General features: G+C 74.4%; 21 protein-coding genes. 7 read left to right on the top strand and 14 right to left on the bottom strand.

Translation table 11 applies throughout. The annotated features are described in order from the left end of the window. Nucleotides 1-31: 31 nt before the first annotated feature. The 5 genes from ACGFYQ_RS20980 to ACGFYQ_RS20960 all read right to left on the bottom strand — a co-directional run bounded on the left by ACGFYQ_RS20980 (nt 32) and on the right by ACGFYQ_RS20960 (nt 5,219). Nucleotides 32-634, bottom strand: a complete 603-nt coding sequence (locus ACGFYQ_RS20980; protein ID WP_393745988.1) for a hypothetical protein — start codon at nt 632-634, stop codon at nt 32-34. Continuing rightward, nucleotides 631-2,247, bottom strand: a complete 1,617-nt coding sequence (locus ACGFYQ_RS20975; protein ID WP_393745986.1) for a serine/threonine-protein kinase — start codon at nt 2,245-2,247, stop codon at nt 631-633. The genes ACGFYQ_RS20980 and ACGFYQ_RS20975 overlap by 4 nt, the downstream gene beginning before the upstream one ends. A 108-nt stretch (nt 2,248-2,355) precedes the next feature. After that, the gene (locus ACGFYQ_RS20970; RefSeq protein WP_393745984.1) at nt 2,356-3,612 is read right to left on the bottom strand and encodes a Tm-1-like ATP-binding domain-containing protein; all 1,257 of its coding nucleotides are present in this window, start codon (nt 3,610-3,612) and stop codon (nt 2,356-2,358) included. A gap of 48 nt (nt 3,613-3,660) precedes the next feature. Further along, nucleotides 3,661-4,140 carry an NUDIX domain-containing protein gene (locus tag ACGFYQ_RS20965; RefSeq protein WP_393745982.1) on the bottom strand — a complete coding sequence of 160 codons (480 nt, stop codon included), beginning with the start codon at nt 4,138-4,140 and terminating at the stop codon, nt 3,661-3,663. 47 nt (nt 4,141-4,187) lie between these two features. Then, a complete protein-coding gene (locus ACGFYQ_RS20960; RefSeq protein WP_393745980.1) occupies nt 4,188-5,219 on the bottom strand; it encodes a cation diffusion facilitator family transporter in 1,032 nt (343 codons plus the stop codon). A 180-nt stretch (nt 5,220-5,399) separates the two neighbouring features. Here ACGFYQ_RS20960 and ACGFYQ_RS20955 point away from each other — a divergent pair, with 180 nt between their 5' ends. From ACGFYQ_RS20955 to ACGFYQ_RS20945, 3 genes are read left to right on the top strand one after another with little or no spacing between them, the layout of a single operon-like run. Beyond that, nucleotides 5,400-5,579: a hypothetical protein gene (locus ACGFYQ_RS20955; protein WP_393745978.1), complete on the top strand. Its 180-nt coding sequence runs from the start codon at nt 5,400-5,402 to the stop codon at nt 5,577-5,579. Beyond that, nucleotides 5,555-6,253: a hypothetical protein gene (locus ACGFYQ_RS20950; RefSeq protein WP_393745976.1), complete on the top strand. Its 699-nt coding sequence runs from the start codon at nt 5,555-5,557 to the stop codon at nt 6,251-6,253. Before ACGFYQ_RS20955 ends, ACGFYQ_RS20950 begins: the two co-directional genes overlap by 25 nt. Beyond that, entirely contained in the window at nt 6,253-7,227 is a 975-nt protein-coding gene (locus ACGFYQ_RS20945) for a serine/threonine-protein kinase (protein ID WP_393745974.1), read from the top strand. Before ACGFYQ_RS20950 ends, ACGFYQ_RS20945 begins: the two co-directional genes overlap by 1 nt. Here the strand turns inward: ACGFYQ_RS20945 and ACGFYQ_RS20940 are convergent. After that, nucleotides 7,224-8,483, bottom strand: a complete 1,260-nt coding sequence (locus ACGFYQ_RS20940; protein WP_393745972.1) for a streptophobe family protein — start codon at nt 8,481-8,483, stop codon at nt 7,224-7,226. The two genes, ACGFYQ_RS20945 and ACGFYQ_RS20940, sit on opposite strands and share 4 nt — an antisense overlap. 141 nt (nt 8,484-8,624) lie before the next feature. On the opposite strand from ACGFYQ_RS20940, the gene ACGFYQ_RS20935 reads away from it, so the two are divergent. Further along, nucleotides 8,625-9,791 (top strand): DUF6777 domain-containing protein, encoded by a 1,167-nt coding sequence (locus ACGFYQ_RS20935; protein ID WP_393745970.1) that lies wholly within the window; start codon nt 8,625-8,627, stop codon nt 9,789-9,791. A 33-nt stretch (nt 9,792-9,824) separates the two neighbouring features. Here ACGFYQ_RS20935 and ACGFYQ_RS20930 read toward each other — a convergent pair whose 3' ends face one another. Further along, entirely contained in the window at nt 9,825-10,394 is a 570-nt protein-coding gene (locus ACGFYQ_RS20930; RefSeq protein ID WP_393745968.1) for a hypothetical protein, read from the bottom strand. Between the two features lie 717 nt (nt 10,395-11,111). Here ACGFYQ_RS20930 and ACGFYQ_RS20925 point away from each other — a divergent pair. Continuing rightward, nucleotides 11,112-13,187 (top strand): SpoIIE family protein phosphatase, encoded by a 2,076-nt coding sequence (locus tag ACGFYQ_RS20925; RefSeq protein WP_393745966.1) that lies wholly within the window; start codon nt 11,112-11,114, stop codon nt 13,185-13,187. A 59-nt stretch (nt 13,188-13,246) separates the two neighbouring features. On the opposite strand, the gene ACGFYQ_RS20920 is transcribed toward ACGFYQ_RS20925, so the two are convergent. Together ACGFYQ_RS20920 and ACGFYQ_RS20915 are read right to left on the bottom strand one after the other, a co-directional pair. Further along, nucleotides 13,247-14,062, bottom strand: coding sequence for a DUF4328 domain-containing protein (locus ACGFYQ_RS20920; protein ID WP_393745964.1), 816 nt, complete (start codon nt 14,060-14,062; stop codon nt 13,247-13,249). A 145-nt stretch (nt 14,063-14,207) separates the two neighbouring features. Next, entirely contained in the window at nt 14,208-14,906 is a 699-nt protein-coding gene (locus tag ACGFYQ_RS20915) for an alpha/beta fold hydrolase (RefSeq protein WP_393745962.1), read from the bottom strand. 101 nt (nt 14,907-15,007) lie between these two features. On the opposite strand from ACGFYQ_RS20915, the gene ACGFYQ_RS20910 reads away from it, so the two are divergent. Then, on the top strand, nt 15,008-16,363 hold the full coding sequence (locus ACGFYQ_RS20910) for an acyltransferase family protein (protein WP_393745960.1): 1,356 nt from the start codon (nt 15,008-15,010) through the stop codon (nt 16,361-16,363). A 257-nt stretch (nt 16,364-16,620) separates the two neighbouring features. Here the strand turns inward: ACGFYQ_RS20910 and ACGFYQ_RS20905 are convergent, their stop codons facing one another. After that, a complete protein-coding gene (locus ACGFYQ_RS20905) occupies nt 16,621-18,561 on the bottom strand; it encodes an ABC transporter permease (RefSeq protein WP_393745958.1) in 1,941 nt (646 codons plus the stop codon). 178 nt (nt 18,562-18,739) lie between these two features. Continuing rightward, on the bottom strand, nt 18,740-19,567 hold the full coding sequence (modA, locus tag ACGFYQ_RS20900) for a molybdate ABC transporter substrate-binding protein (protein ID WP_393746531.1): 828 nt from the start codon (nt 19,565-19,567) through the stop codon (nt 18,740-18,742). Between the two features lie 230 nt (nt 19,568-19,797). On the opposite strand from modA, the gene ACGFYQ_RS20895 reads away from it, so the two are divergent. Continuing rightward, nucleotides 19,798-20,196 (top strand): RNA-binding S4 domain-containing protein, encoded by a 399-nt coding sequence (locus ACGFYQ_RS20895; protein ID WP_393745956.1) that lies wholly within the window; start codon nt 19,798-19,800, stop codon nt 20,194-20,196. 943 nt (nt 20,197-21,139) lie between these two features. On the opposite strand, the gene ACGFYQ_RS20890 is transcribed toward ACGFYQ_RS20895, so the two are convergent. From ACGFYQ_RS20890 to ACGFYQ_RS20880, 3 genes are all read right to left on the bottom strand, one after another. After that, nucleotides 21,140-21,574: a PTS-dependent dihydroxyacetone kinase phosphotransferase subunit DhaM gene (locus ACGFYQ_RS20890; RefSeq protein ID WP_393745954.1), complete on the bottom strand. Its 435-nt coding sequence runs from the start codon at nt 21,572-21,574 to the stop codon at nt 21,140-21,142. After that, a complete protein-coding gene (gene dhaL / locus ACGFYQ_RS20885) occupies nt 21,571-22,185 on the bottom strand; it encodes a dihydroxyacetone kinase subunit DhaL (RefSeq protein ID WP_393745952.1) in 615 nt (204 codons plus the stop codon). Before dhaL ends, ACGFYQ_RS20890 begins: the two co-directional genes overlap by 4 nt. Nucleotides 22,186-22,303: 118 nt before the next feature. Next, a partial coding sequence (locus tag ACGFYQ_RS20880; protein ID WP_393745950.1) for a dihydroxyacetone kinase subunit DhaK occupies nt 22,304-22,659 on the bottom strand: 356 nt, incomplete at its 5' end.

Below are 22,659 nucleotides of genomic sequence, written 5' to 3'. Positions count from 1 at the left end.
CCGCGCGGACTTGGCATCCGTGCGCGAAGGCCTACGGGCGGCACCGGTACGTGAACTCCACCGCGGCCGTGCGCCGCTCGGGCGAGAGCAGTTCGAGTTCGGCCTTCGCGGGGTAGGTCCCGGCGCCCCGGAAGGTCCACAGCAGGTGCAGCCTGGCCTCCCGCTGCCCGCGCGGCACCCGCTCGGTCAGCCGCTCGGAGTGCGTGCCGTCGCTGCGGAGCCAGCGGTACGTGAGGGTCCCCGGGCGCCCGTCGGTCCGTACGACGGCCACCACGTCGGCCGCCGCGTTGCAGGCCGGTCCCCCGGGATCGGTGGTCACGGCCACGTCCCGGACGACGAGGGCGGGCCCGTACCGCTGCCACCCGAGGTACGCGAGGACCGCGAGCAGGACGACCGCGGCGAGGGTGTACCGGCGCAGCCCGGCGCCGCGCCGCCGCCGTGCGCCGCGTACGGCGGTGGCGGAGACGGGGAACGGCGCGGGCATGGCCGCCGTGACCCCGGGGCCGAACCGGAGCACCGATCCCTCGACCCGGTCGGGGGCCACCTCCGCGGCCACCGGGGGCCCGGAGAACCAGTGGCTGCCGAGCACGGTGGCGCTGTAGTCGTCGCCCTGCGGGGCGTGGGGATCGCTCATCGGGGTGCCTCCTGGCACCGCAGCAGGTACTGCGAGTCGGACGCGGACTTGTTGCCGGCGGCGGGCTTGGTGGTGACCCTGACCCCGCCGTAGCAGCCGCGACCGCGGGTGAAGGTGTGGGCCTGGACCACGGGGGCCACCGAACCGGACCGGACGACGACCGTGTCCGTGCCGTCGGGCACGGAGTAGGCGCCCTGCTCGCCGCCCAGGAACCACTCCAGTACGACGGTGACCGGCCCGGTGCCCTGGGTGGCGAGCGTCACGGTCGCCTCGCCCCGGTAGACGCCGGGCTTGAGCGAGACGTCGACCTTCGTGACCTTCAGGGTCGGTGTGGGCGTCGGGGTGGGAGTCGGCGACCAGCTCACCGTCGGCTTCGGGGTCGGGGTCGGGGTCGGCTTCGGGGACGCGGTGGGCGTGGGAGCCGGGGACAGCGACGGCGAGGCGCTCGGGGACGGCGAGGGGCTCGGGCTCGCGGACGGTGAGGCCGAGACCTGCGGGGCCGGGGCCGGGGTCGGCGTGCCCGGCCCGGGCGGGGCCGCGCTCGTCGTGGCGAACGCGCTCAGCGCCGAGGCCCCGCCCGGGGCCGCGCCGATCGCGTCCGTCGTGAGCACCAGCACCGTTCCCAGGACCAGCGCCACCCCGGCCGCCAGCCAGCCGCGCCGACCGGGGGCCCAGCCGGAGCCGCTGCTCAGCGTGGTCGTGGCCACCGCGGTGGTGCCCTCCGCCGCGGCACCGGCCGAGGGGAACAGCAGCGGCAGGAGCGCGGCCAGCGCCGCCAGCTTGCGCTGGCCGCGCTCCTCCCATTGGGGCCCGTACGCGGCGAGGGCCACGCCCTCCAGTTCCGTGACGAAGGCCTCGGCGTTCTCCGGCCGTTGCTCCGGCTGCTTGGCCAGACCCCGCCGGATCAGCGGGCGTACGGGCTCGGGAGCCTCGGTCTCCGGCACCGGCGCCTCTATGTGCTGGACCGCGAGCTCCGCGAAGTTCTCCCCGTCGTACGGCTTGCGCCCGGTGAGGCACTCGAAGAACGTCGCGGTCGCCGCGTACACGTCGGCCGCGGGAGAGGCCGGCCGGCCCTGCCACTGCTCGGGCGCCATGTAGGCGGGGGTTCCGGCCACGCCCGGTGTGGTCCCGCGGCCCGCCGCGATTCCGAAGTCCACCAGCTTGGACGAGCCGTCCGCCGCGACCAGCACGTTCTCCGGCTTGTAGTCGCGGTGGACCACGCCCTCCCGGTGCGCGGCCGCCAGTCCGAGGAGGGAGCCCTTCAGCACCACCAGCGCGGCCTCGGCGTCCGCCCGCCCGGCCTGCTTCAGCAGCGCGCGCAGGGAGATGCCGTCCACCAGCTCCATCACGATGGCCGCGCCGCCGGGCGACTCCACGTACTCGTACAGGCCCACCACGTACGGCGAGCGGAGCCCGCCGAGCAGGCGGGCCTCGGCCCGGAACTCGCAGACGAAGGCCGGGTCCTGGCGCAGCCGGTCGCTGAGGTACTTCACCGCGACCGCCGTGCCCGTACCGTCGTGCACGGCGAGCACGACGCGGCCGCTGCCGCCCGAGCCGAGTTCCCGGACCTCCGTGTAACCGGGGACCGACCATGCCGTCCGCGTGTCGTTCATCGCTTCCCGCCCCCTGTCGACCGCGCCCCTCGGGCGGCCGGTCGTCGACCGGCCAACCCCAGGGACACGGTTTCCGCCAGGGCCGGTTCCCAACCGTGCGGGCGTGTCTCAGGCGGCGGCCGACTCCGCGCCGATCATGGCGTGCAGCCGGTCGGCCGCCGCCCGTCCGAAGTCCGGGTCGTTGATGTGGGTGTCGTAGTCGTAGAGCCGGGCGGCGCTGCCCCGCAAGCCGTCGCGCAGCGCCGAGAACAGGGCCCGGTCCGCGCCGGGGTCGTGGTAGGGGCCGCCCGGCGCGCCGAGCGTGGACAGTCCGCGCAGCGGCACGCAGACCGCGGTGGGGCCGGTGGCCGCACGGAGTTTGGCGGCGACCCTGCGGCCCAGTTCCGCGCACTCGGCCTCGGTCGTACGGATCACGGTGATGGACGGGTTGTGGACGCGGACCCGCCGGTAGCGGGCCTGTTCGGGGAGGGTCTCCAGCGGGCCGAACTTGACCATGTCCAGCGCGCCCAGGCTCACCACCTGCGGGATCCCGGCCCGCCCGGCCGCGCTGAGCCGGTCGGGGCCGGCGGTGAGGATGCCGCCGCACAGGTCGTCGGCGAGCTCGCTGAGGGTGAGGTCGAGGACCCCCGCGAAGACCCCCTGTCCGGCCAGGGTCTCCAGGGTGCGGCCGCCGGAGCCGCTGACGTGGAAGACCAGTACCTCGTAGCCCAGTTCGGTCAGCCGCTCGCGGGCCGCGTCCACCCCGATCGTGGTCACGCCCGCCATGCTCGCCGCGATCAGCGGGCGGCCGCCCGCACCCAGCCGCGCCGGGCGCGGGGTGTCCAGGGAGGCGCGGGCGAAGGCCTTGGCCATGGCGGCGACCGCCTCCACCCCGTTGGCGAGGACGGGCGCGGAGATGCTGTTGATCCCCGCGATGTCCACGACGCTGTACATCATCGTGATGTCCGCGGAGCCCACGTACGGCGCGACATCGCCGGACGCCATGGACGAGACCATCAGTTTCGGTACGCCCAGCGGCAGGGCGCGCATCGCCCGGGTGGCGATGGAGGTGCCGCCGCTGCCGCCGATCGCGAGCACCGCGTGCAGCCGGCCTTCGGCGTGCAGGCGTAACAGGGTCGCCTCGGCGCCCTGGGCCATCGTGGTGACGGCCGCGCCCCGGTCGGCGGCCGCGCGCAGTTCCGACAGTTCCGTTCCCGCGGCCCGGGCCACCGCTTCACGCGGTACGTCCGCGGGCACCCGGGGTTCGCCCATCACTCCCGTGTCGACCAGTATCACTTCGACGCCGGTGCGCAGCAGCCTCTCGCGCAGCCAGCCGTACTCCACACCCTTGGTGTCCAGGGTTCCCACCAGCACGACGTTCGTCATATGTGCAATGTCCATGCAGGTGGGGTTTGCTGGCAAGTAAAGGTCGAGTCAACCCTTCAGGAGTACCAACAGCCGCTCCAGAAACGGGACTTGAGACGGAATCAGCTTGCTTTCCGCCATCGCTGGCGTGAACCAGGACACCCGGTCCAGCTCCGGGAACTCCTGTACGGTCCCGGAGTGCGGCGGCCATTCCATGGAGAAGGTCCCGGGCACCATCAGCGCGGGGTCGAGGTCCGCCTCCACCGCCCAGATGGTCACCAGCTTCCCGCTGGTCAGCCGCACCTCGCCCAGCGGCAGGTACTCGCCGTCCGGGGGCGGCAGCCCGATCTCCTCGGTGAACTCCCGGCGGGCCGCGTCCCGCGGCGTCTCGTCCGGCTCGTATTCGCCCTTCGGGATGGCCCAGCCCCCGGCGTCCCGTCCGGCCCACAGCGGACCGCCCATGTGGCCGAGCAGAACCTCGACCCCCGGGTCCGAACCCTCACCCGTACGGCGGAACAGGAGCAGTCCGGCACTGCGCTTGTGCGTCATGCGCCCATGTATGCCCCGCGCGGCGGGGACTCAGTGATCCCCGCGTTTCAGTGGTCGTGCGGGCCCTGCCGGTGGACCGGACCGTGCGCGTCCGCGCAGTGCGGGTCCTCCGGCGCCTCGCCCGCGCGGCCGACGGTGAGGAGGGAGTCCTGTACGTGGTCCACCTGGAGGGTGGTGTGCGTGATCCCGTACTCCTTGGCCAGCAGCCGCTCCAGGTCCCGGCGCACCGCGTGGCAGTCGCCCGCCGGCTCGACGAGGACGTGCGCGGAGAGCGCCGCCTGCCCGGAGGTGATGGTCCAGATGTGCAGGTCGTGCACCTCGGTGACCGGCGGGTGCCCGACGAGCCGGTCGCCGACCGCGTCCGGGTCCACATGGGCCGGGGCCGCCTCCAGGAAGATCCGGCCGGACTCGCGGACCAGCCCGTAGCCCGCCTTCACCATCAGCACCACCACCACGAGGGTGGCGATCGCGTCGGCCTGCCGGAAGCCGGTGGTGAGCACGATCAGACCGGCCACCGCCGTCCCGATGAACGCGAACAGGTCGTTCAGGATGTGCTGGTAGGCGCCCTCGACGGCCAGCGAGGACCGGTTCGCCTTCGAGATGCACCAGGCCGCGGCCACGTTGACGACGATGCCCGCGAGTGCGGTCACCAGGACCAGGCCGCCCTCCACCGGGGGCGGATCCATCAGCCGCCGCACCGCCTCGTACGCCAGCCAGACCGCCAGCAGCAGCAGGGTCAGGCCGTTGGCCTGGGCGGACAGTATCTCCGCCCGCTTGAGGCCGTACGTGAAACCGCCGCGCGCCGGACGGGCCGCGAGCCGCATCGCGATCAGCGCGAGGACGATCGAGACGGCGTCGGTCAGCATGTGGGCGGCGTCGGAGATCAGGGCCAGCGAGTGGGCCACGATGCCGATGACCACCTCGACGGCCATGAACGCGCCGATCAGACCCAGCGCGATCGCCAGCCAGCGCCGGTCGGCGTCGGCGGCCACGCCATGGCTGTGCCCGCCGTGGCCTCCGTGCCCGCCGTGGCTGTGGCCGTGGCCGTTGTCGTCGTGCGCGTGGTCGTGCGCGCTCATCGCGTCCCCCGTCTCATTCGCGGCGCCCGTTTGTTCGGTTCCGACGCGTGAAGTGAAGCGCACCGCGACGCGATCGGCAAAGGCTGCAACGGGGACCGTTGTCATTACCCATAAGCCGCCTCTGACCTGCGGTTATGTTCGACCGGTGCCAGGCCTGTCGGATCGTGGGAAAATCTGCTCATGGTCCAGCGCCCCGGTGTGCCGACCGCGCCCGTGCTCGTCCCGGAGACCGACCTGGGCTCCACGGAGATGAGCCCGGGCCGGACCCACCACGTCGCCGGCGTACTGACCGGGGCCGCCGACGCCGTCCGCGAGCTCGTCGAGGAGCCGCCGGCATGCGGAAGTGGGAACGGCCCATGACGAACCTGGACGACGACCTGGACTTCCGGCCCACCCATGTCGTGCCGCAGGCGGGGCTGCCCGCCTGGGAAGAGCCCGACGTCTCCCGGCCGACGGAGCCCCTCGACCCGTTCCTGCCCGTGCAGCTGCTGTCCCGGCGCGGGGAGTGGGGCGAGGTCCTCTGCTCCAACGGATGGTCCGCCTGGGTGGACGGGCGGCTGCTGGTCGCCGTGCCGCAGCCGCCGCCGACCACCGGAGGGCGGTCGCCCGGGCGGACCGAGGACCCGGGCCCGCAGCTCGCGCGCAGCGCCGACGCCGTGGACCGCTACCGGCGGGCGGTCGCCGACCTCGCCTCGGGGCGCGCGGACGGCGCGGCCTTCCGGCGCGCCGTGAAGGGACTGCGGGCCGGCGTCGTGCTCGACGGGGAGTCCGTGTGGCTCTACGACGAGGCGGCGGGACGGTGGATGTACGGCGACGGGGCCCGCCTGGCGACCTTCGCGGTCGTCGCGGGACCGGGCGCCCCGTCCGGGCCGGAGCCCCTGTCGGCGCCCTCGGATCCGGGCGGTGTGGCCGACGTACGATCCGGTCCGCCACCGACCGATCCGGCCGCGGACCGGCATGACGCGGAGCCCGGGCGGGCGGTGGCGTACGACCCGACCCGGATCGTGGACACGCCCGGGGCCGGAGACGGGTGATGGAGCCGGACCTGGTCGGCGGGCGTCCCTCCGACCTGCGGGGCAGGCGCATCGCCGGGTACGAGGTGGAGAGCGAGATCGGGCGCGGCGGGATGGCCGTCGTCTACCGGGCGCGGGACCTGCGCCTGGACCGGACGGTGGCGCTGAAGCTGCTGGCCCCCGAACTGGCCCGGAACGACACCTTCAGGCAGCGCTTCGCCCACGAGTCGCGGGTGGCCGCGGCCATCGAGCACCCGCACATCGTGCCCGTGTTCGAGGCGGGGGAGACGGACGGGCTGCTGTACATCGCGATGCGGTTCGTCGCCGGGCGGGACCTGCGGGCGATGCTGGACAGCACGGGCCCGCTGCCGGTGGACACGGCCGCCCGGATCGCGGGACAGATCGCCTCGGCGCTGGACGCGGCGCACGACCACGACCTCGTCCACCGGGACGTGAAGCCGGGCAACATCCTGATCGCGGAGGGGACGGACATCGACTACCCCGAGTACGCGTACCTCACGGACTTCGGGCTGACGAAGAAGTCGCTGTCGCTGACCGGGTTCACCAGCGTGGGGCAGTTCGTCGGCACGCTGGACTACGTGGCCCCGGAGCAGATCTCCGGGAAGCCGGTGGACGGCCGGTGCGACGTGTACAGCCTGGGGTGCGTCGTCTACGAGACCCTGGCCGGCGGCCCGCCCTTCGAGCGGGACGACGACATGGCCCTGCTCTGGGCCCACCAGTACGATCCGCCCCCGCCGCTCACCTCGCGGCGGCCCGGGCTGCCGGACGCGCTGGACGAGGTACTGGCGAAGGCGCTGGCCAAGTCGCCGGAGGACCGGTGGAGCACCTGCCTGGAGTTCACCGGGGCGCTGCGGCGGGCCGGGACGGCCGCCCGCCCGCGGACACCGGCGGCGCACGTGCCGGGGCCCGCGGACCCGCCGCCCCCGCCTCCGCGGTGGGCGCTGCCGGTGTTCGAAAACCCGTACGGCCCCTAAGGGTCTAGGGGGGTCGCGGTGGGTGCGTCGACGCGGCCGTGGTGGCGGAGGGGGCGGGCCAGGAGGGCACCCAGGAAGCCCGCCACCGCGCCCCAGAGGAGGGCGAGGCCGACCGTGCGCCACAGGACGGGTTCGAACAGGACCTCGCCGCCGAGGCCGTCCACGTCGCCGACTCCGATACCGAGCAGGGTGAGCCCGAACCGCGCCTGGACCCGGGCCAGCAGGCAGACCGTCAGCGTGGCGAGGGCCAGGGCCGCACAGAGACGCAGCGCGTGCTGCCAGGGGCGGACGTGGGCGGGGGACCGTACGGCCGCCAGGACGCCCGCGGCGAGCAGCAGGACGGCGGCCACCGCCACCAGCCACCAGGCCCGGGAGTCCTGTGCCGCGAGCGAGGCCACGTCGACCGTGGACCGGTCGGGGCCGCGCACCACCTGGTCCAGCATGTGCGGCATGGGCAGCCCGAAGGGGCCCTCGGCCTTGCCCTCCCAAGCACCGCCGAAGCCCAGGGTGAGCGCGGGCCAGGCGAGGTTCGGCAGGCCCAGCAGGACCACGGCGAGGGTCCGGGCGGCATGGCCCTGGGTCGCGGCCACGACCACGCCGACCCCGATGCCGAGGACCACGTACGCGAGCAGCAGCGCGACCGTGGCGGAGGCCGCCGGGCGCACCGCCGTGTGGAAGCGGACCAGCCCGGCCGGGAGCGGTGCGCGGCGCGAGACCAGCAGGACGACCAGCAACAGGCCCAGGATCCACAGCAGTCCGAAGAACAGGGTGGCCGGAAGAGCCGCCCGGAAGCCCACCGTCGGGGCGGCGTCGAGGAGTTCGGCGATCTCACCGATGGGGGAGTCGCCGGTGGAGATGCCGAAGGTCCGGCGGGCGAGCAGTGCGGCCCCCGCGAGCGCCAGCAGCCAGAGCAGCACCAGAGGGGCTGCCCTGGCCAGTAGTTCACGGGGCCGGGCCACGGCCCGGTGGTGCAGCGGCCGCAGGAAGCAGTACGCGGTGGTGAGGGCTCCCGCCAGGCTCACCGAGAGCGGGAGCACGGACAAGCTCGCGTCGGCCCCGGCCAGGAAGCCGGCGCCGCCCGACACCTCGACCGAGCCGCCCGCCGCCAGCACGACGACGGCGGCGACCACCCGCGGGAACGCGCCGTCCGGCAGCTCGCCCGCACCGGCACAGGCCAGTCCGGCCGCGGCGACGGCGGTCATCACCAGGAATCCCGCCAGCACCGCGATCACGGCGTCACGCCAGGAACGGCTCACACGCCACCGTAGGCAGCGCCGGCATACGGGCACCACCTGAACGGCGCACCCGATGGTGCGCTGGAGTGACGGATGTCCGGAGACTGCCAGGTATGGGCCCGTGTGCGCTGGTTCATTGTGCGGAGCATCCAGGAGGCATCGGTGACCACGCAGCCTTTGGACGCACCGCCGCCGGAACGTCCCACCGGCCCGCCGTCCGGGCCGCTCTCGGGTGACCGGCAGGACCCGCCGCCCCCGCCGCCTCCGCCGCCCCCGCCTCCCGGGGGCTCGGGCGGCGGGGGCGGGTCGCACGACGAGCCCGCCCGGAAGCCCTGGTGGCGGTCCGCGTCCCGGCTGGCGATCGCGCTCGTGGCGGTGGCCGCGGCCGTGGCGCTCGCCGTGGTGCTGACCCGGCCCAACGGTGCCCCGGGCACGGGCAGCGAGGTCTTCCTGCAGCCGGCCGGCTCCGCGGGGCAGGACCCGTTCACCGAGTCCACGGCGAGGACCCAGGGCGTCCCGGAGCCCCAGCCGACTTCCGGCAGTGCCGCGCCCACGACGGGCACCATCGCCACCCGCTCCGTCAGCGGCGCCCAGCCGGGCCTGTACGGCGGAACCCAGGACGTGGCGAGCTGCGACGTCGAGCAGCAGATCAGTGTGCTCGCGGCGGCGCCCGAGAAGAACAGCGCCTTCGCCTCGGTCCTGGGCATCCAGCCCGGAGGCGTCGCCGGCTATCTGCGGTCGCTCACGCCGGTCAACCTGCGGCTGGACACCCGGGTCACCAACCACGGCTACAAGGACGGCAGGGCGACCGGCTACCAGGCCGTGCTCCAGGCGGGGACGGCCGTGCTGGTGGACGACAGAGGGGTACCCCGCGTGCGGTGCGCCTGCGGGAACCCGCTGGCGCAGCCGGTTCCCCTGAAGCCCGGCTCGAAGCGGTACGGACAGCCGTGGACCGCGTACCGCCCGCAGAACGTGGTGGTGATCGCGCCTTCCGTGACGATCGTCAACAAGATCGTGATCTACGACCACGAGGACCACCGCTGGTACGAGCGCGACCGCGGCGCGAAACCGGAGCGCGACAAGCCCGTCGCACCTCCGGTGGCTTCGCACCCGCCGGTGACCACCCCGCCGGTGACCACGTCTCCGCCGGTCACGTCGCCCGACGAAACCCCCACCGACCGAGACACCGGCACGCCTTCCGACGGCACCGTTGTGCCGCCGGGGCTGACCGACGGAAGCGGTGCACCGAGCGGGAGCGAAACCACGACGTCCAGCCCGCCGGCCCCGCCGTCCACTCCCGGCACGGGGCCGACCTCGCCTTCCCCGTAGCCGGTCGAGCAGCGGTCCTGTGGCTTTCGTGCCTCAGCGGCGGCCGGTGCGGCAGAACTTGTCGAAGGCGCTCTGGGCGCCGGCGATGAAGCCCTGCTGGAACGCGTCCTCGACCGCTTGGTCCTGCGCGGTCAGGCCGGGCCTCTTGTGCGGCTTGGGCTTGGAGTTGTCGCAGTTCTCCTCGGCCGCGGCCTTGCCGGCCTTGGCGCCCTCCTTGAAGCCGTCCGCACGGGCCTTCCTGACGGCGTCCCTGTCGGTCTCCTTGTCCCCCTTGAGCACGGTGCAGTTCTTGAAGCCACCGCTCGCGGGCAGGATGGTGAAGTCGGTGCTCTTCTGGAAGCGGACCACCGAGAAGGACCCGTCGGGCTGCACGCCTTCCAGCTCTCCGACGCCCTCACCGCCGTCGATCTTCAGGGGCATGTCCTCGGGAGTCCAGCCGGACCCGCTGATGGTGATGCTCAACCCGTTGTCGGCCGGCTTCACCGTGCAGGTGCCGATGGCAGGGACCGCGGTCGCCGCCGGAGCCAGGGCGGCCATGCTCCCGGCGAGGAACGAGCAGGCGATCAGAGAGGTGACTGTGGTGCGACGGCTGCGCCGATTCATGGTGGAGTTCCTCCCTCACGGAGTCACGGAGGGAGAGGAGTTGGGGAAACGACCGTAGTGGCGACGCTGTGGTCGCGCGAGATCGCCACGGGCGCACCGCGGCCTGCGGGGCTGCCGGGCCGGCGCACCGGACCCGCGCCCCGGGACTCTCCCTCCGGCCGCCGCACGAGTGGCGGCAGTCTGGGCTGCTCGGAAGACGCCCGTCCTTTTCATCGTCCCCCGTGCGGGCCGGGGTGTCGACCGGGACGGCGGCCGTCACGACGTGCGCGGGACCCGACCGGGCCCGGCGGACCCGGCCGTACGGGGTGCCGGTGCGGGTGCCCGATGAACCCGAGCCGGTGGAACCGCCGTCCGAACAGCCCGTGTTGCGTTCGTACTCGTCCCGGCGGCCGGACCAGCGCCACCAGTCCGTCGCGTCCTGGTACCCGTACACGCGGTCGCGGAAGGTCGGCTCCGAGGTACACGACGTGGACGTGGAGGGGGAGTTGTCGGCCTCGGGGGTCCCGGCGGGTATGCCGCACCAGCAGGGCCGCGCCATGTCGCAGAGCAGCACGGCGGCCAGGGCGCACCAGCCTCGGCAGGCCCGGGCGGGGGGTTCGGCGAGCTCGGGATCGAGTACGGCCGGCGGCGTCCGCCGCGCGGGCACCGATGCGGCCGGGGCGGCCGACGCGGCGGCGCCGGGCTGTACAAGGTGGGGGAGGGTGAGACCCTGGCTGCATGGCCCAGAGGGGACAGAACCCCGAGGTCGACTGGCCCGCGCGGCCGGATACGAGCCTTGCGCTCAACCGCATGGGCACGTTCGACTGGGACCTCGACAGCGGGCGGATGTACCTGGACCCGACCGCCCTCGAGGTCCTCGACCTGCGCCCGGACGAGTTCGACGGGACCAGCGCGGGGCTGCGCCCGCGCGTCCCGCCCTCCGAGGCGGCCCGGCTCGACGCCCGGGTCGCGCAGGCGCTCAAGGACGGCCGCAGCCACTACGGGGCGTACGTCCGCACCCGCCGCCGGGACGGGACCCGGACCTGGACCCACATCCAGGGCCACATCATGCGGGACCCGCAGGGGCGCCCGTACCGCGTCATCGGGATCCTCCGCGACGCCGCCCACGACCCCGGGGAGCCCGGCGCCGCCGGGGGCGAGGCCGAGGGCCGGCGCCGGATGACCGGTGTCGTCGAGCGGACCACGGCCATCCTCGCCCACGCCCGCACCGTCAACGACGTGACCGACGTCCTCAAGGACCCGCAGGCCCTCGGACACCTCGGTGCGGTCAGCGTGATGCTCGGCATCGTGGACGGCGGGCGCATCCACCTGGTCGCCGAGGGCCAGCTGGGCTCGTACGTACCCGAGATCGAATACACGCGGATCGACGCGGAGTTCCCGATGAGCGAGGCCGTACGCGGTATGCAGCCGGTCTTCCTGGCCTCACGGGAGGAGTTCCGTGAGCGCTACCCGCTGCTGTGGCCGTACATCGAGCCGCTGTCCGTCCGCAGCGGGGTCTACCTGCCGCTGATCGCCCAGGGCCGGCCCATCGGAGCTCTCGGGCTGCTCTACGCGCGCGACGGCCAGTTCACCACCGAGGAGCGGAACCTCCTGATGGCGCTCGGCAGCGGCATCGCGCAGAGCCTCCAGCGCGCCATCCTCTTCGAGCAGGAGCACGACCTCGCGGAAGGGCTCCAGCGGGCCATGCTGCCGCGCCGGATCCCCGAGGTGCCGGGTGCGCGGATCGCCGTACGGTACCGGTCCGCCCGGATGGGGCGGGACATCGGCGGCGACTGGTACGACGTGATCCCGCTCGGCGAGGGCCGGGTCGGGGTGATGATCGGCGACGTGGAGGGGCACGACACGGACGCGGCCGCCGTCATGGGCCAGCTGCGCATCGTGCTGCGCGCCTACATCACGGAGGGGCACACCCCCGGCACCGCGATGGCGCGGGCCTCGGTCTTCCTGCGCGAGCTGGAGACGGAACGGTTCGCCACGTGCACGTACGCCGAGGTGGACCTCACCACCGGCATGCTCAGGATGGTCCGCGCCGGCCACCTCGACCCGGTCGTGCGGCGCGGGGACGGCAGCTGCCACCGGATCCAGGTGGCCGGCGGACTGCCGCTGGGGCTGCCGCCGCGCGAGCAGTCCGGGACCGGCTCGGGCTACCCGGTCACCAGCCTCGAACTGCACCCCGGCGACACCCTGCTGCTGTGTACGGACGGCCTGATCGAACGGCCCGGCGCGGACCCCGACGGCGGCATGCGGGAGCTCATGGCCGCGGTCCACAGCGGCCCGGTCGACGTGGAGGAGCTCGCCGACGTGCTGTGCGACCTGGTCGGCGACGCGGGCGGCGGGGACGACATGGCCCTGCTCGTACTGCGCCGCCGCGGCACGCCCACCGGGCGCGGCGGCGGTCCGCTGCGCCAGCGGCTGGAACCGGGCGACACGGAGGCCCCCGCGATGGCCCGCCACCTGATCCGGGCCGCGGTGGCCGCCTGGGGAGCGGGGGACAGGGCCGACGAGATCGAACTGGCGGCGGACGAGCTGATGACCAACGCCCTGGTCCACACGGAGGGCGGCGGCGACGTCGGCATGCGGCTGACGGCGGACGGGCGGATCCGGATCGAGGTCGACGACTCCAGCAGCGCCCTGCCCCGCCCGCGCGATGCGGGGGACTGGGCGGTCTCGGGGCGCGGGCTGCTGCTGGTGGACCGGCTCGCGGACGCCTGGGGCGTGGAGCCCCGGGGCGGCGGGAAATGCGTGTGGTGCGAGTTCGCCGTCGCGGCCCCGGAGCACGAGATCGCCGGCTGAGCCGTCCGCGTCGGACCCGATGGGCGTCGGACCCGCGTGCGCGTCGGACCGCCGGCGCGTCAGACCGCGGCGTACGGGCCCTGCGCGGCCTTGGTGTTCTGCAGGGCCGTGAGCTTGCGGACGAAGAGGACGGCGAGCACGGCTGCCGCGACCATGAGGAGGTCGGAGGCGATGCCGACGGCGGAGGCGTCGCGCACGGCCTCGGGGGTCTCGGCCCGCTTGTACATCTGGGAGAAGACGCGGTCGACGCACAATGCGACGACCCAGACCACCCACCAGGCCGTGAGGGGAGCGGTGGAGACGTGGCGGTAGGAGCCGTCGGGCCCGAGCTGGGTGCTCGCCGTCCAGATCTGCCGCGCGGTCCGGAACGGGAGGAACAGGTTGCCGACGGGGATGAACCAGCCGCCGATGGCCCAGCCGCGACCCTGGGAGAAGGCATCGGGGCGGAAGATCTCGCCGTTGACGCGCACGCGGTAGAACCAGACGATGAAGACGGTCGCCGTGCCGAGCATCGCCAAGAGCTGGAGGCCCCCGGCGAGGCCGGTGAGGATGTCCGACAGATCGAGCGTGTCGTCCGGCACCTGGCCGGGTTCCGCGATGACGTCCTTCATCAGCGACCAGGCGAACATGTTGGCGCCCGCCGAGAAGAGGTCGATCGCGGCCGCGACGGACAGCAGGACGGTCAGCGCGGTCGCGAGGCCCTGCGGTGAGCGCAGGACGTCGACGGGCGGCGGCGGACCGGGGTACACGGGCTGCCCGGGGTACGGCTGCCCGGGGTGCGGCTGGCCCTGGTAGGGCTGAGCCGGGTACGGGGCGGCCGCGGTGTACGGCGGCTGCCCGGGCGGCGGTGGTGAGCCGGGCGCGCTGAAGGACATGACGGAGTACCCCCCACGGGAACGTGTGAACATGCGGATGGCCCGCTGACCGGCGCGGACACGGCTGAACATATGCCAGCCGCGCGACCGGAGTCCAAACGATTCGCCGGGGCGCCCGGCCGCCACCCGGCGCCGTCGCCGCCGGTCAGGACCCTGCCTCGGTGAGCAGGATCCGCGCCAGCTCCCGGGGGCGGGAGAACATCGGCCAGTGGCCGGTGTCCATCTCGACCAGCCGCCATCGCTCGCCGGTCAGCAGCTCGGCGACCGCCGGGCTCGGCTCGGGGCCGTCGAGCAGGCATTTGACGTACGTGGCCGGGAGCTCGCCGAGCGGGCGGGCCAGCACGGCGGGCTCGGTCAGCGTGGCCCCGGGGTGCGGGGTCGAACCGGTCACGATCCGCGCGACCTGCTCGGCGTCGAGGTCCTGGCCCGCGTAGTCGGACGCGGGTCGCGGCGCCCAGAAGCCGTCGTTCTCGGAGATCGAGCCCTCCACCATCGCCCGCCCGTCCGGCCAGCCGTCGAGGAACGACTCCCCGTCGGCCGCGACGTTGGAGTCGACGAAGACCACCCGGGCCAGCCGGTCGCCGATCCGCTCGGCGGCCTGGCCCACCGGTATGCCCGCGTAGCTGTGCCCGACCAGGACGACATCGCGCAGACCGAGGCGCTCGACCTCGTCCACGATGTCCTGGACGTGGGTCTGCTGCCCCGCTGCCATGCCCTGCCGCTCGGCCAAGCCGGACAGCGTCACGGCATGGGCGCCGTGGCCGGCCGCGCGCAGCTCCGGAACCACCTCGTCCCACGCCCACGATCCGAGCCAAACACCTGCCACCAGCACGAAGTTCACCATGGCCGTACCGTAGCCGAGGGGACTGACATCACAGCGGGCCGACGGCATTCCCGGGGGCCGAGGCGGGAGGGCAGGCCGGGGCGTCGGCTATGGTCCCAGCCGTGAAGCTCATACCCCTCCGCACCCGGCGGACGCCCGCCCCGCCGGCCGCCGCGCCCGGTTCCCGGCTCGGCTGGCTGGACGCTCTCCGCGGCATCGCCGCTCTGATCGTGGCTCTGCACCACTTCGACGTGCTGCGCATGCTGCCCTTCGGGGGCATGGTCTGGCGGAACTTCGACATGGGCCTGTTCGGCGTCATGCTCTTCTTCATCGTCAGCGGCTACATCATCCCGGCCTCGCTGGAGCGCAGGGGCGACGTCCGGGGCTTCTGGATCGGCCGGCTCTTCCGGATCTACCCGGCCCTGATCGCCGGCCTGGTCCTCTCGATCATGATGCTGCCGGACGGGGACGGCTCGGTCGCGCTCCTGCGCACCGGCGACAACCTGGCCTCGCTGGTCGCGAACGGCCTGATGCTCCAGGACCTGCTCAACGTCATCAACGGCATGAACGTCACCTGGACGCTCTGCTACGAGATGGTCTTCTACTTCTTCGTCACCGCCCTGTTCACGCGCGGCCTGCACCGGCACAGCGGGCCGATCGCGGTGGCGCTCGCCGGCGTCGCCCTGGCGACCGGGACGGCCGTCGGCACCCAGCTTCTGAGCGCGGAACTCGGCTCGACCCGGCTGCTCCTGCTGATCGTGACGCCGATCGTGCTCGTGGGCCTCGCGGGCGTGCTCAGCGGCCGGCGGATGCTGACCGCGACGGGCGCCCTGCTGCTCGCCGGCATCGGCCTGGTGCTGGTCACGCTGAACAGCCGGGCCCCCGCGTTCGAGACCTGGATGATCTTCGCGACCATGTTCGCCGGTACCGTCGTGTACCGGGCGCAGCACGGTCAGCTCGCCCGGGTACCGGCCCTGCTCTCCTGTGGCTTCGTCGCCGTGGCGGGCGTGCTGGTCGGCTGGCTGTACAACCGGGGCGAGGCCCTGGACCGGACCTGGTCCTCGGGCTGGAAGGCCTGGTCGATCGCCTACCTCGCCGCCTGGGCGCTCTTCGGCATCGGCTTCCTCCTCCGGGGGCGCCGCTTCCCGAAGGTGCTGACCTGGCTCGGCGCGATCAGCTTCTCGGTGTACCTGCTGCACATCCCGCTGCTGCGCACCGTCGAACCGCTGGTGGGCGTGCCGCCGCAGCCGTCCTCGACGCTCGGCCGGATCGCCTGGACAGCGATCTTCCTCGGCGTCGTGGTGGCCGCGAGCTACTTGATGTACCGCCTGGTCGAGATGCCGATGCAGCGCCTCGGCCGACGCGTGCAGAAGGCGGCGGACCGCCGGTGGCCGCGCACCGCGCCGGCGGCCCCGTCGCGGCTGCCGGAGGAGTCCGAGGCAGCCGACCGCGAGCGGGCACCCGCCGCGACGGGCTGACCGGAGCGACGCGCCCTGGCGGCCGGGCCCTGACGACACGACGTAGTAGTGCTTTGTCGGGTCTGGGCTTCGGCCCCCGGCGCCCTCACTCGGCGGCGCCGGGCTATGCCCGCGACCTGCGGCTGAGGGCGTCGGCCCGCCGCTGCCAAAGCGCCAGCCCCGTCGCATCGCCCCTGGTCAGCGAAACCCGACAAAGCACTAGTAGGGGGTGTCCTGCCGATCAGGCCGGGCTCGCGGCCTGAACGGCAGGACACCCCCTAGAGGCGTACCAGCGTGACCTCGGTGGCCTTCACGCTGGTCCACACCTCGGCGCCGTCGACGATGCCCAGTTCGGCGGCCGCGTCGGGGGTGATCTCCGCGACCAGGTCGGGCGCCTCGGCCGAGGCGATCAGCACGCGCAGCCGGCTGCCGACCGCGGTGATCTCCCGTACGGTCCCGGGCCAGACGTTACGGGGGCTGCCGCCCGGGCGGTCCCGGTGCACCGACACCGCCTCCGGGGCGATGATCGCGAGCGCCTGCGCCCCCTCGGGCAGCGCCTCGGCGACGACCAGCCGGCCCCCCGCCGCCAGTGCGAACCCGTCCGCCGACGCCGTGCCCGGCCAGGCGTTGCGCCCCAGCATCCGCGCCACCCACGGGGAGCGCGGGTGCCGGGTCACCTCGGCGGGCGGCGCGTCCTGGAGGGTCTTCCCCTCGGCGAGTACGAGGACCCGGTCGGCCAGCGACACCGCCTCGACGGGATCGTGCGTGACGATGAGGCAGACCCCGCCGAAGCCCGCCAGATGCGTGCGCAGTGTGTGCCGGACATGGGCCCGTGTCGTCTGGTCGAGGGCGGCGAGCGGTTCGTCCAGCAGCAGCAGCCGGGGCCGGGCGGCCAGGGCGCGGGCGAGGGCCACGCGCTGGGCCTGGCCGCCGGAGAGCTGGGCGGGCCTGCGCTGGGCGAGGTGCCCGACGCCGAGCCGGTCCAGCCAGGCCTGCGCCTCCCGGCGGGCTTCGGCGCGCGGCACCCGGCGCGCGCGCAGCCCGTACGCGGTGTTGGCCAGGGCGCTCAGGTGCGGGAACAGCGCGCCGTCCTGCGGGACCCAGGCGACCTGCCGCTTGTGCGGGGGCAGCGCGGTGACGTCGGTGTCGCCCAGTCTGAGGTCGGCGTGGGCCCGCGGTGTCAGGCCGAGCAGGGCACGCAGCAGGGTGGTCTTGCCGGCGCCGTTCTCGCCGACGACGGCGATGGTCGTGCCGGGCCCGGCGTCGAGGGTGAGCCGGTTGAAGCCGGTGACGGTGGCGTGCAGAGGCCAGCGGCCGGCCCCGTCCGGCGCGGCCCGCGCCGGTTCCGGGGCCGGAGCGGGTACGGACGGGCTGTCGTTCGCCGGCTGCGCCTCGGCGGGCTGGGGGGCGCCGGGGGCGGGGGCGGGCGAGCCCGTCCAGCGGCCGCGCAGGGCGATCAGTACGGCCATGGCGATCGCGAGGAGCAGCAGGGACACGGAGGTGGCGGCCTCGGGCTCGTCCTGGAGCAGCAGGTACACCTGGAGCGGAAGGGTCTGGGTGGTGCCCGACAGGTTTCCGGCGAAGGTGATCGTCGCGCCGAACTCGCCGAGCGCGCGGGCCCAGGTGAGCGCGGCCCCGGCGATCAGACCGGGGGCCACCATGGGCAGGGTCACCGTGAAGAACACGCGGACCGGCGAGGCGCCGAGGGAGCCCGCGGTCTCCTCGTAGCTCTGCCTGAGCCCGCCGAGGGCGCCTTCCAGGCTGATGACGAGGAACGGCATGGCCACGAAGGTGGCCGCGACGACGGCGCCCGACGTGTGGAAGGGAAGGGTGACCCCGAAGGTGTCCTCCAGCCAGGGCCCGAGCAGACCGCGCCGGCCGAAGCCGAGCAGCAGGGCCACACCGCCCACGGTCGGCGGCAGCACCATCGGGAGCAGGACGAGCGAGCGCACGAAGGCCTTGCCCCTGAACTCCACGCGGGCCAGCAGCCAGGCGAGCGGTACGCCGAGGAGGAGCGAGAGGCCGAGGGCCCAGAAAGACACCACGAGCGAGAGGTTCAGGGCCTGGACCACGCCGGGGCTGCCGAGGTGGGTGCCGAGTTCGCTCCACTGCGTGCGGGTGAGGATGCCGACCAGCGGCAGCAGCAGGAACGCGACGGCGAGCAGCGCCGGGAGCGCCAGGGTCACGGGGGGCCGGGTGCGGGTGCGGAGTCTGCTCATCGGGAGTTCCTGGCTCGGGAGGCGGCTGCGGGGGAAGCGTACGTGGGCCGCCCTGCCGTACGGGCGCCCGTACGGCAGGGAGCGGCGCGGGCACGCGAAGGGGCTGTTCGTCCCCCCGGACCGGACAGCCCCTCTCGGCAGGCGGCGGGCGGGCTCAGTCCCCCCTGCCTGTCGCCCGCTACGCCTGCTGGAAGCCCGCGTCCTGGAGGATCTTCTGGGCCTCCGGGGTGCTCAGCCAGGCCACGAACGCGGCCGCGGCCTCGGGGTTCTTGGACTGCTTCAGCGTGGCGGCCGGGTAGGAGGCCACCGCGTTCTGCTCGTCCGGGATCTCCACGGCGACGACCTTGTCGCCGGACTTGGCGGAGTCGGTCTTGTAGACGAGGCCCGCGTCGGCCTCGCCCAGCTCGACCTTGCTCAGCACGGCGCGGACGTTGGGCTCCTGGGAGACGGGCTTCACCGTGACGCCCTGCTTGTCCAGGATCTCCTTGCTGTAGCGGCCCACCGGGACCTCGGGCGCGGCCAGCACGACCTTGATCTTGGTGTCGGCGAGGTCCTTGAGGCCGGCGATCTTGAACGGGTTGCCCTTGCCGGTCGCGATGACCAGGCGGTTCTTGGCGATGACCTTGGCGTCGCCCGTTTCGGCCTTGACCCCGCCCATGGTCCTGGTGTCGGCGGTGACCAGGGCGTCGGCGGGCGCGCCCTGCTTGACCTGCGCCGCGAGCTCCTGCGAGCCGGCGAAGGAGAACGTGACCTTCGTACCGGGGTGGGCCTTCTCGTACGCGGCGCCCGCGGTCTTGAAGACGTCCGTGAGGGAGGAGGCGGCGAGGACGGTGAGGCCGGCGGCCTTGGGCGCGGCGGAGTCCGATGCCGAGGCTCCGGCGGAGGCGTCGGCGGCGGGCTTCTTGTCGCCGCCGTCATTGCCGCAGGCGGCCAGCGGGACGAGCAGGGCGGCGGTCAGCGCGGCGGCGGCGGCACGGCGACGGGTCAGGGGCAGGGTCGGGGACATGGGCTGATGCTCCTCGGTCGGGTCGGCGGCCGGCGCGGTGCCGGGACCGGCGGTCCCGGTGCAGGTGCGGTGAATCTGCACGTATGGGGACCGCATGTGCGACAAGGTAGGGGCACCGTTGGCGCATTTGCAATTCTCTTGGGATCATCTCCATGGCAGATGCCGTGGATGTTGTGGCATCCGCCAAAAGTCGTTCCACGGTCACGGGCTCGTCTCGCTAAAGTCGGGGCATGGCTGATGAGGCAACGGGCACTGGGGCGGAAACGGGATCCGTGCGCGTGGACGCGTGGATCTGGTCCGTGCGCCTGACGAAGACCCGCTCGACGGCGGCGACCGCCTGCCGGGCGGGGCATGTGCGGGTCAACGGGGAGCGCGCCAAGCCGGCGCAGCCCGTGCGCGCGGGGGACGAGGTGCGGCTCTTCCACGCGGGGCGCGAGCGGATCGTCGTGGTCCGCCGACCCGTGTCCAAGCGGGTGGGCGCGCCGGTCGCCGCCGAGTGCCTGATCGACAAGAGCCCGCCGCCGCCGACTCCCGTCGAGGCCGCGGTGGTCGGCATCCGCGACCGCGGCGCCGGCCGCCCGACGAAGCGCGAACGCCGGGAGATCGAAACCTTGCGCGGCCGCCAGTAGCCTCCGGCGGACCCAGGCGATACGGCGTCGGCCCTGGCGGCCCTGGCCCACGGGGTCGGGCCTGGCGGCCCCGGCCCAAGGTCCCGGGCTTGGGCACCGGCGGGCTTTCGGGCCTGGCGGCCCCGGCCACGCCCTCGGCCCTGGCGGTACGGGCCCCCAGCCCACGGCCTCGGCCCTGGCGGTACGGGCCCCCAGCCCACGGCCTCGGCCCTGGCGGTACGGGCCCCCAGCCCACGGCCTCGGGCCTGGCGGTACGGCCTGCGGCCTCGGGTCACGGCCCCAGGCCACGGCCTCCGCCTGACGGTGCGGGCCCCGGCCCACGGCCTCGGGCCTGGCGGCCTCGGGCCTGGCGGCCTCGGGCCTGGCGGCCTCGGGCCTGGCGGCCTCGGGCCTGGCGGCCCCGGGCCTGGCGGTACGGCCTGCGGCCTCGGGCCTCGGCCTCCGCCTGACGGTGCGGGCCCCGGCCCACGGCCTCGGGCCACGGCCCCGGGACCGCCCCTGGCCTATGGCCTCGGCCCACGGCCTCGGCCCTGGGGGCCTGGCTTACGGTCCAGGCGAGACGGCCTCGTGCCTGACGGCCCCGGGCGTGACGGTACGGCTCATGGCCTCGGCCTGACGGTGCGGCCTACGATCCCCGGCCCCGGCCCACGGTCCGGCCCACGGTCCGGCCCACGGCCCCGGCCCACGGCCCCGGCCCACGGTCCGGCCCACGGCCCCGGCCCACGGTCCGGCCCACGGCCCCGGCCCACGGTCCGGCCCACGGCCCCGGCCCACGGTCCGGCCCACGGTCCGGCCCACGGTCCGGCCCACGGCCCGGCCCCCGGCCCCGGCCCACGGCCCGGAGCCTGGCGGCGCCGGCCCAAGGTCCCGGGCGGGATGGCCTCGGGCTTGGCTGCACCCGGCTTGGGTGCCGGCCGGGCCTTTGGTCTGGTGGGTCCGGGGGTCAGGTCTTGTGGTAGGTGTATGCCTCGGCTGCGGCCGATTCGACTGCGGGGAGGGGGGCTCCCGCGGAGGCGGCGACCACCGCCGCCACCGCGCCCTCCAGGAAGGGCGCGTCCACCAGACGGGATCCCGCGGGGAGTTCGTCATCCGCCAGCAGGGCTTTGACCGTCAGTACGGAGCTGCCGAGGTCCGCCAGGAGGGCGATCCCGGCGCCACGGTCCACCTCGCGCGCGGCCGCGAGGATGCTCTCCGCGCTCGTGCCGAGGCCGCCGTCGGCCGTTCCGCCCGCCGCCGCCACCGGGGCCATGGGGGCATGTGGGCCGCCCACCGCGAGGCCCCGCGCCAGCTCGGCCACCGCCTCGGCGACCCGTGCGCTGTGCGAGACCAGCACGATGCCGACCAGGCCGGGCTCCGCGTCCCGCTCCGCGCCCGTCACCGCGGACCGTCCGACGCGTCCGCCACGTCCGCCAGCGCACCCAGGATCAGCGCCGACGAGGTCGCGCCCGGATCCTGGTGCCCGATGCTCCGCTCGCCCACGTAGCTGGCCCGCCCCTTGCGCGCCCGCATCGGTACCGTCGCCTGCGCCCCGTTGTCCGCCGCGTCCCCCGCCGCCCGGTACGAGGTGCTCAGCGCGGCGACCCCCGGCACCAGGGCGTCCAGCATCGTCTTGTCGCCGGGCGCGGCCCCGCCGAGCTGGGCCACCGCGCCCACCCCCGCGTCCAGGGCCTCGCGCAGCTCGTCGTCGGAGACCTCGGCGGCCTCTCCGAGCTCCTTGCCGGTGCGCCGCAGCAGCGTCCCGTACAGCGGCCCCGAGGCGCCGCCGACGGTCGAGATCAGGGTCCGTCCGGCGAGCTGCAGCACCGCGCCCGGCGTCGCCGGAGCGTCCGCCTCCAGGGCCGCCCGTACGGCGACGAAGCCCCGCAGCATGTTGCTGCCGTGGTCGGCGTCCCCGATGGGCGAGTCGAGCTCGGTCAGCCGGTCCGCCTCGCGCTCGACCGCCGCCGCGGCGGCCGCCATCCAGCGCCGGAAGAAGTCTGCGTCACGCACCGGATCTCCTCGCCTCGCGAACGTCTGGCCGGTCCCACCGCCACCTTAGGGGGTGACCGGCGGATCACGGCCGAGCCCGGCCCGCCCGGCACCGCGGCTCGCCGCGTCGACCCCCCGGTCAGCGGCCCCAGCGCAGTGCGGCGGTCTGTACGGGTGCGTCCCACAGCCGCAGGAGTTCTTCGTCTGCCCGGCAGAGGGTGACCGAGCAGCCGGCCATGTCGAGGGAGGTGACGTAGTTGCCCACGAGGGTGCGGGCGACGGGCACGGCGCGTGCGTCGAGTACGCGGGCGACCTCGGCGTGGAATCCGTACAGCTCCAGGAGGGGGGTGGCGCCCATCCCGTTGACCAGGGCGAGTACCGGCCGGTCGGCCGGTCCCGTCTCGGCCAGGTCGTCCAGTACGGCGGCCACCGCGATCTCGGCGATCTCCCGGGCGGGCATCATGGCGCGCCGTTCCCGGCCGGGTTCGCCGTGGA

It is taken from the genome of Streptomyces sp. NPDC048258, from assembly GCF_043201995.1.
In the GTDB taxonomy this organism is placed as follows: domain Bacteria; phylum Actinomycetota; class Actinomycetes; order Streptomycetales; family Streptomycetaceae; genus Streptomyces.
Note: the sequence above shows the minus strand (reverse complement) of the source record. Positions and strands in the feature narration are given on the sequence as shown.

Excerpts from the sequence above, each read along its gene's own strand:
- ACGFYQ_RS20980 (WP_393745988.1), bottom strand. The coding sequence starts at position 634 with ATGAGCGATCCCCACGCCCCGCAGGGCGACGACTACAGCGCCACCGTG.
- ACGFYQ_RS20975 (WP_393745986.1), bottom strand. The coding sequence starts at position 2,247 with ATGAACGACACGCGGACGGCATGGTCGGTCCCCGGTTACACGGAGGTC.
- ACGFYQ_RS20970 (WP_393745984.1), bottom strand. The coding sequence starts at position 3,612 with ATGACGAACGTCGTGCTGGTGGGAACCCTGGACACCAAGGGTGTGGAG.
- ACGFYQ_RS20965 (WP_393745982.1), bottom strand. The coding sequence starts at position 4,140 with ATGACGCACAAGCGCAGTGCCGGACTGCTCCTGTTCCGCCGTACGGGT.
- ACGFYQ_RS20960 (WP_393745980.1), bottom strand. The coding sequence starts at position 5,219 with ATGAGCGCGCACGACCACGCGCACGACGACAACGGCCACGGCCACAGC.
- ACGFYQ_RS20955 (WP_393745978.1), top strand. The coding sequence starts at position 5,400 with ATGGTCCAGCGCCCCGGTGTGCCGACCGCGCCCGTGCTCGTCCCGGAG.
- ACGFYQ_RS20950 (WP_393745976.1), top strand. The coding sequence starts at position 5,555 with ATGCGGAAGTGGGAACGGCCCATGACGAACCTGGACGACGACCTGGAC.
- ACGFYQ_RS20945 (WP_393745974.1), top strand. The coding sequence starts at position 6,253 with ATGGAGCCGGACCTGGTCGGCGGGCGTCCCTCCGACCTGCGGGGCAGG.
- ACGFYQ_RS20930 (WP_393745968.1), bottom strand. The coding sequence starts at position 10,394 with ATGAATCGGCGCAGCCGTCGCACCACAGTCACCTCTCTGATCGCCTGC.
- ACGFYQ_RS20925 (WP_393745966.1), top strand. The coding sequence starts at position 11,112 with ATGGCCCAGAGGGGACAGAACCCCGAGGTCGACTGGCCCGCGCGGCCG.
- ACGFYQ_RS20920 (WP_393745964.1), bottom strand. The coding sequence starts at position 14,062 with ATGTCCTTCAGCGCGCCCGGCTCACCACCGCCGCCCGGGCAGCCGCCG.
- ACGFYQ_RS20915 (WP_393745962.1), bottom strand. The coding sequence starts at position 14,906 with ATGGTGAACTTCGTGCTGGTGGCAGGTGTTTGGCTCGGATCGTGGGCG.
- ACGFYQ_RS20905 (WP_393745958.1), bottom strand. The coding sequence starts at position 18,561 with ATGAGCAGACTCCGCACCCGCACCCGGCCCCCCGTGACCCTGGCGCTC.
- modA (WP_393746531.1), bottom strand. The coding sequence starts at position 19,567 with ATGTCCCCGACCCTGCCCCTGACCCGTCGCCGTGCCGCCGCCGCCGCG.
- ACGFYQ_RS20895 (WP_393745956.1), top strand. The coding sequence starts at position 19,798 with ATGGCTGATGAGGCAACGGGCACTGGGGCGGAAACGGGATCCGTGCGC.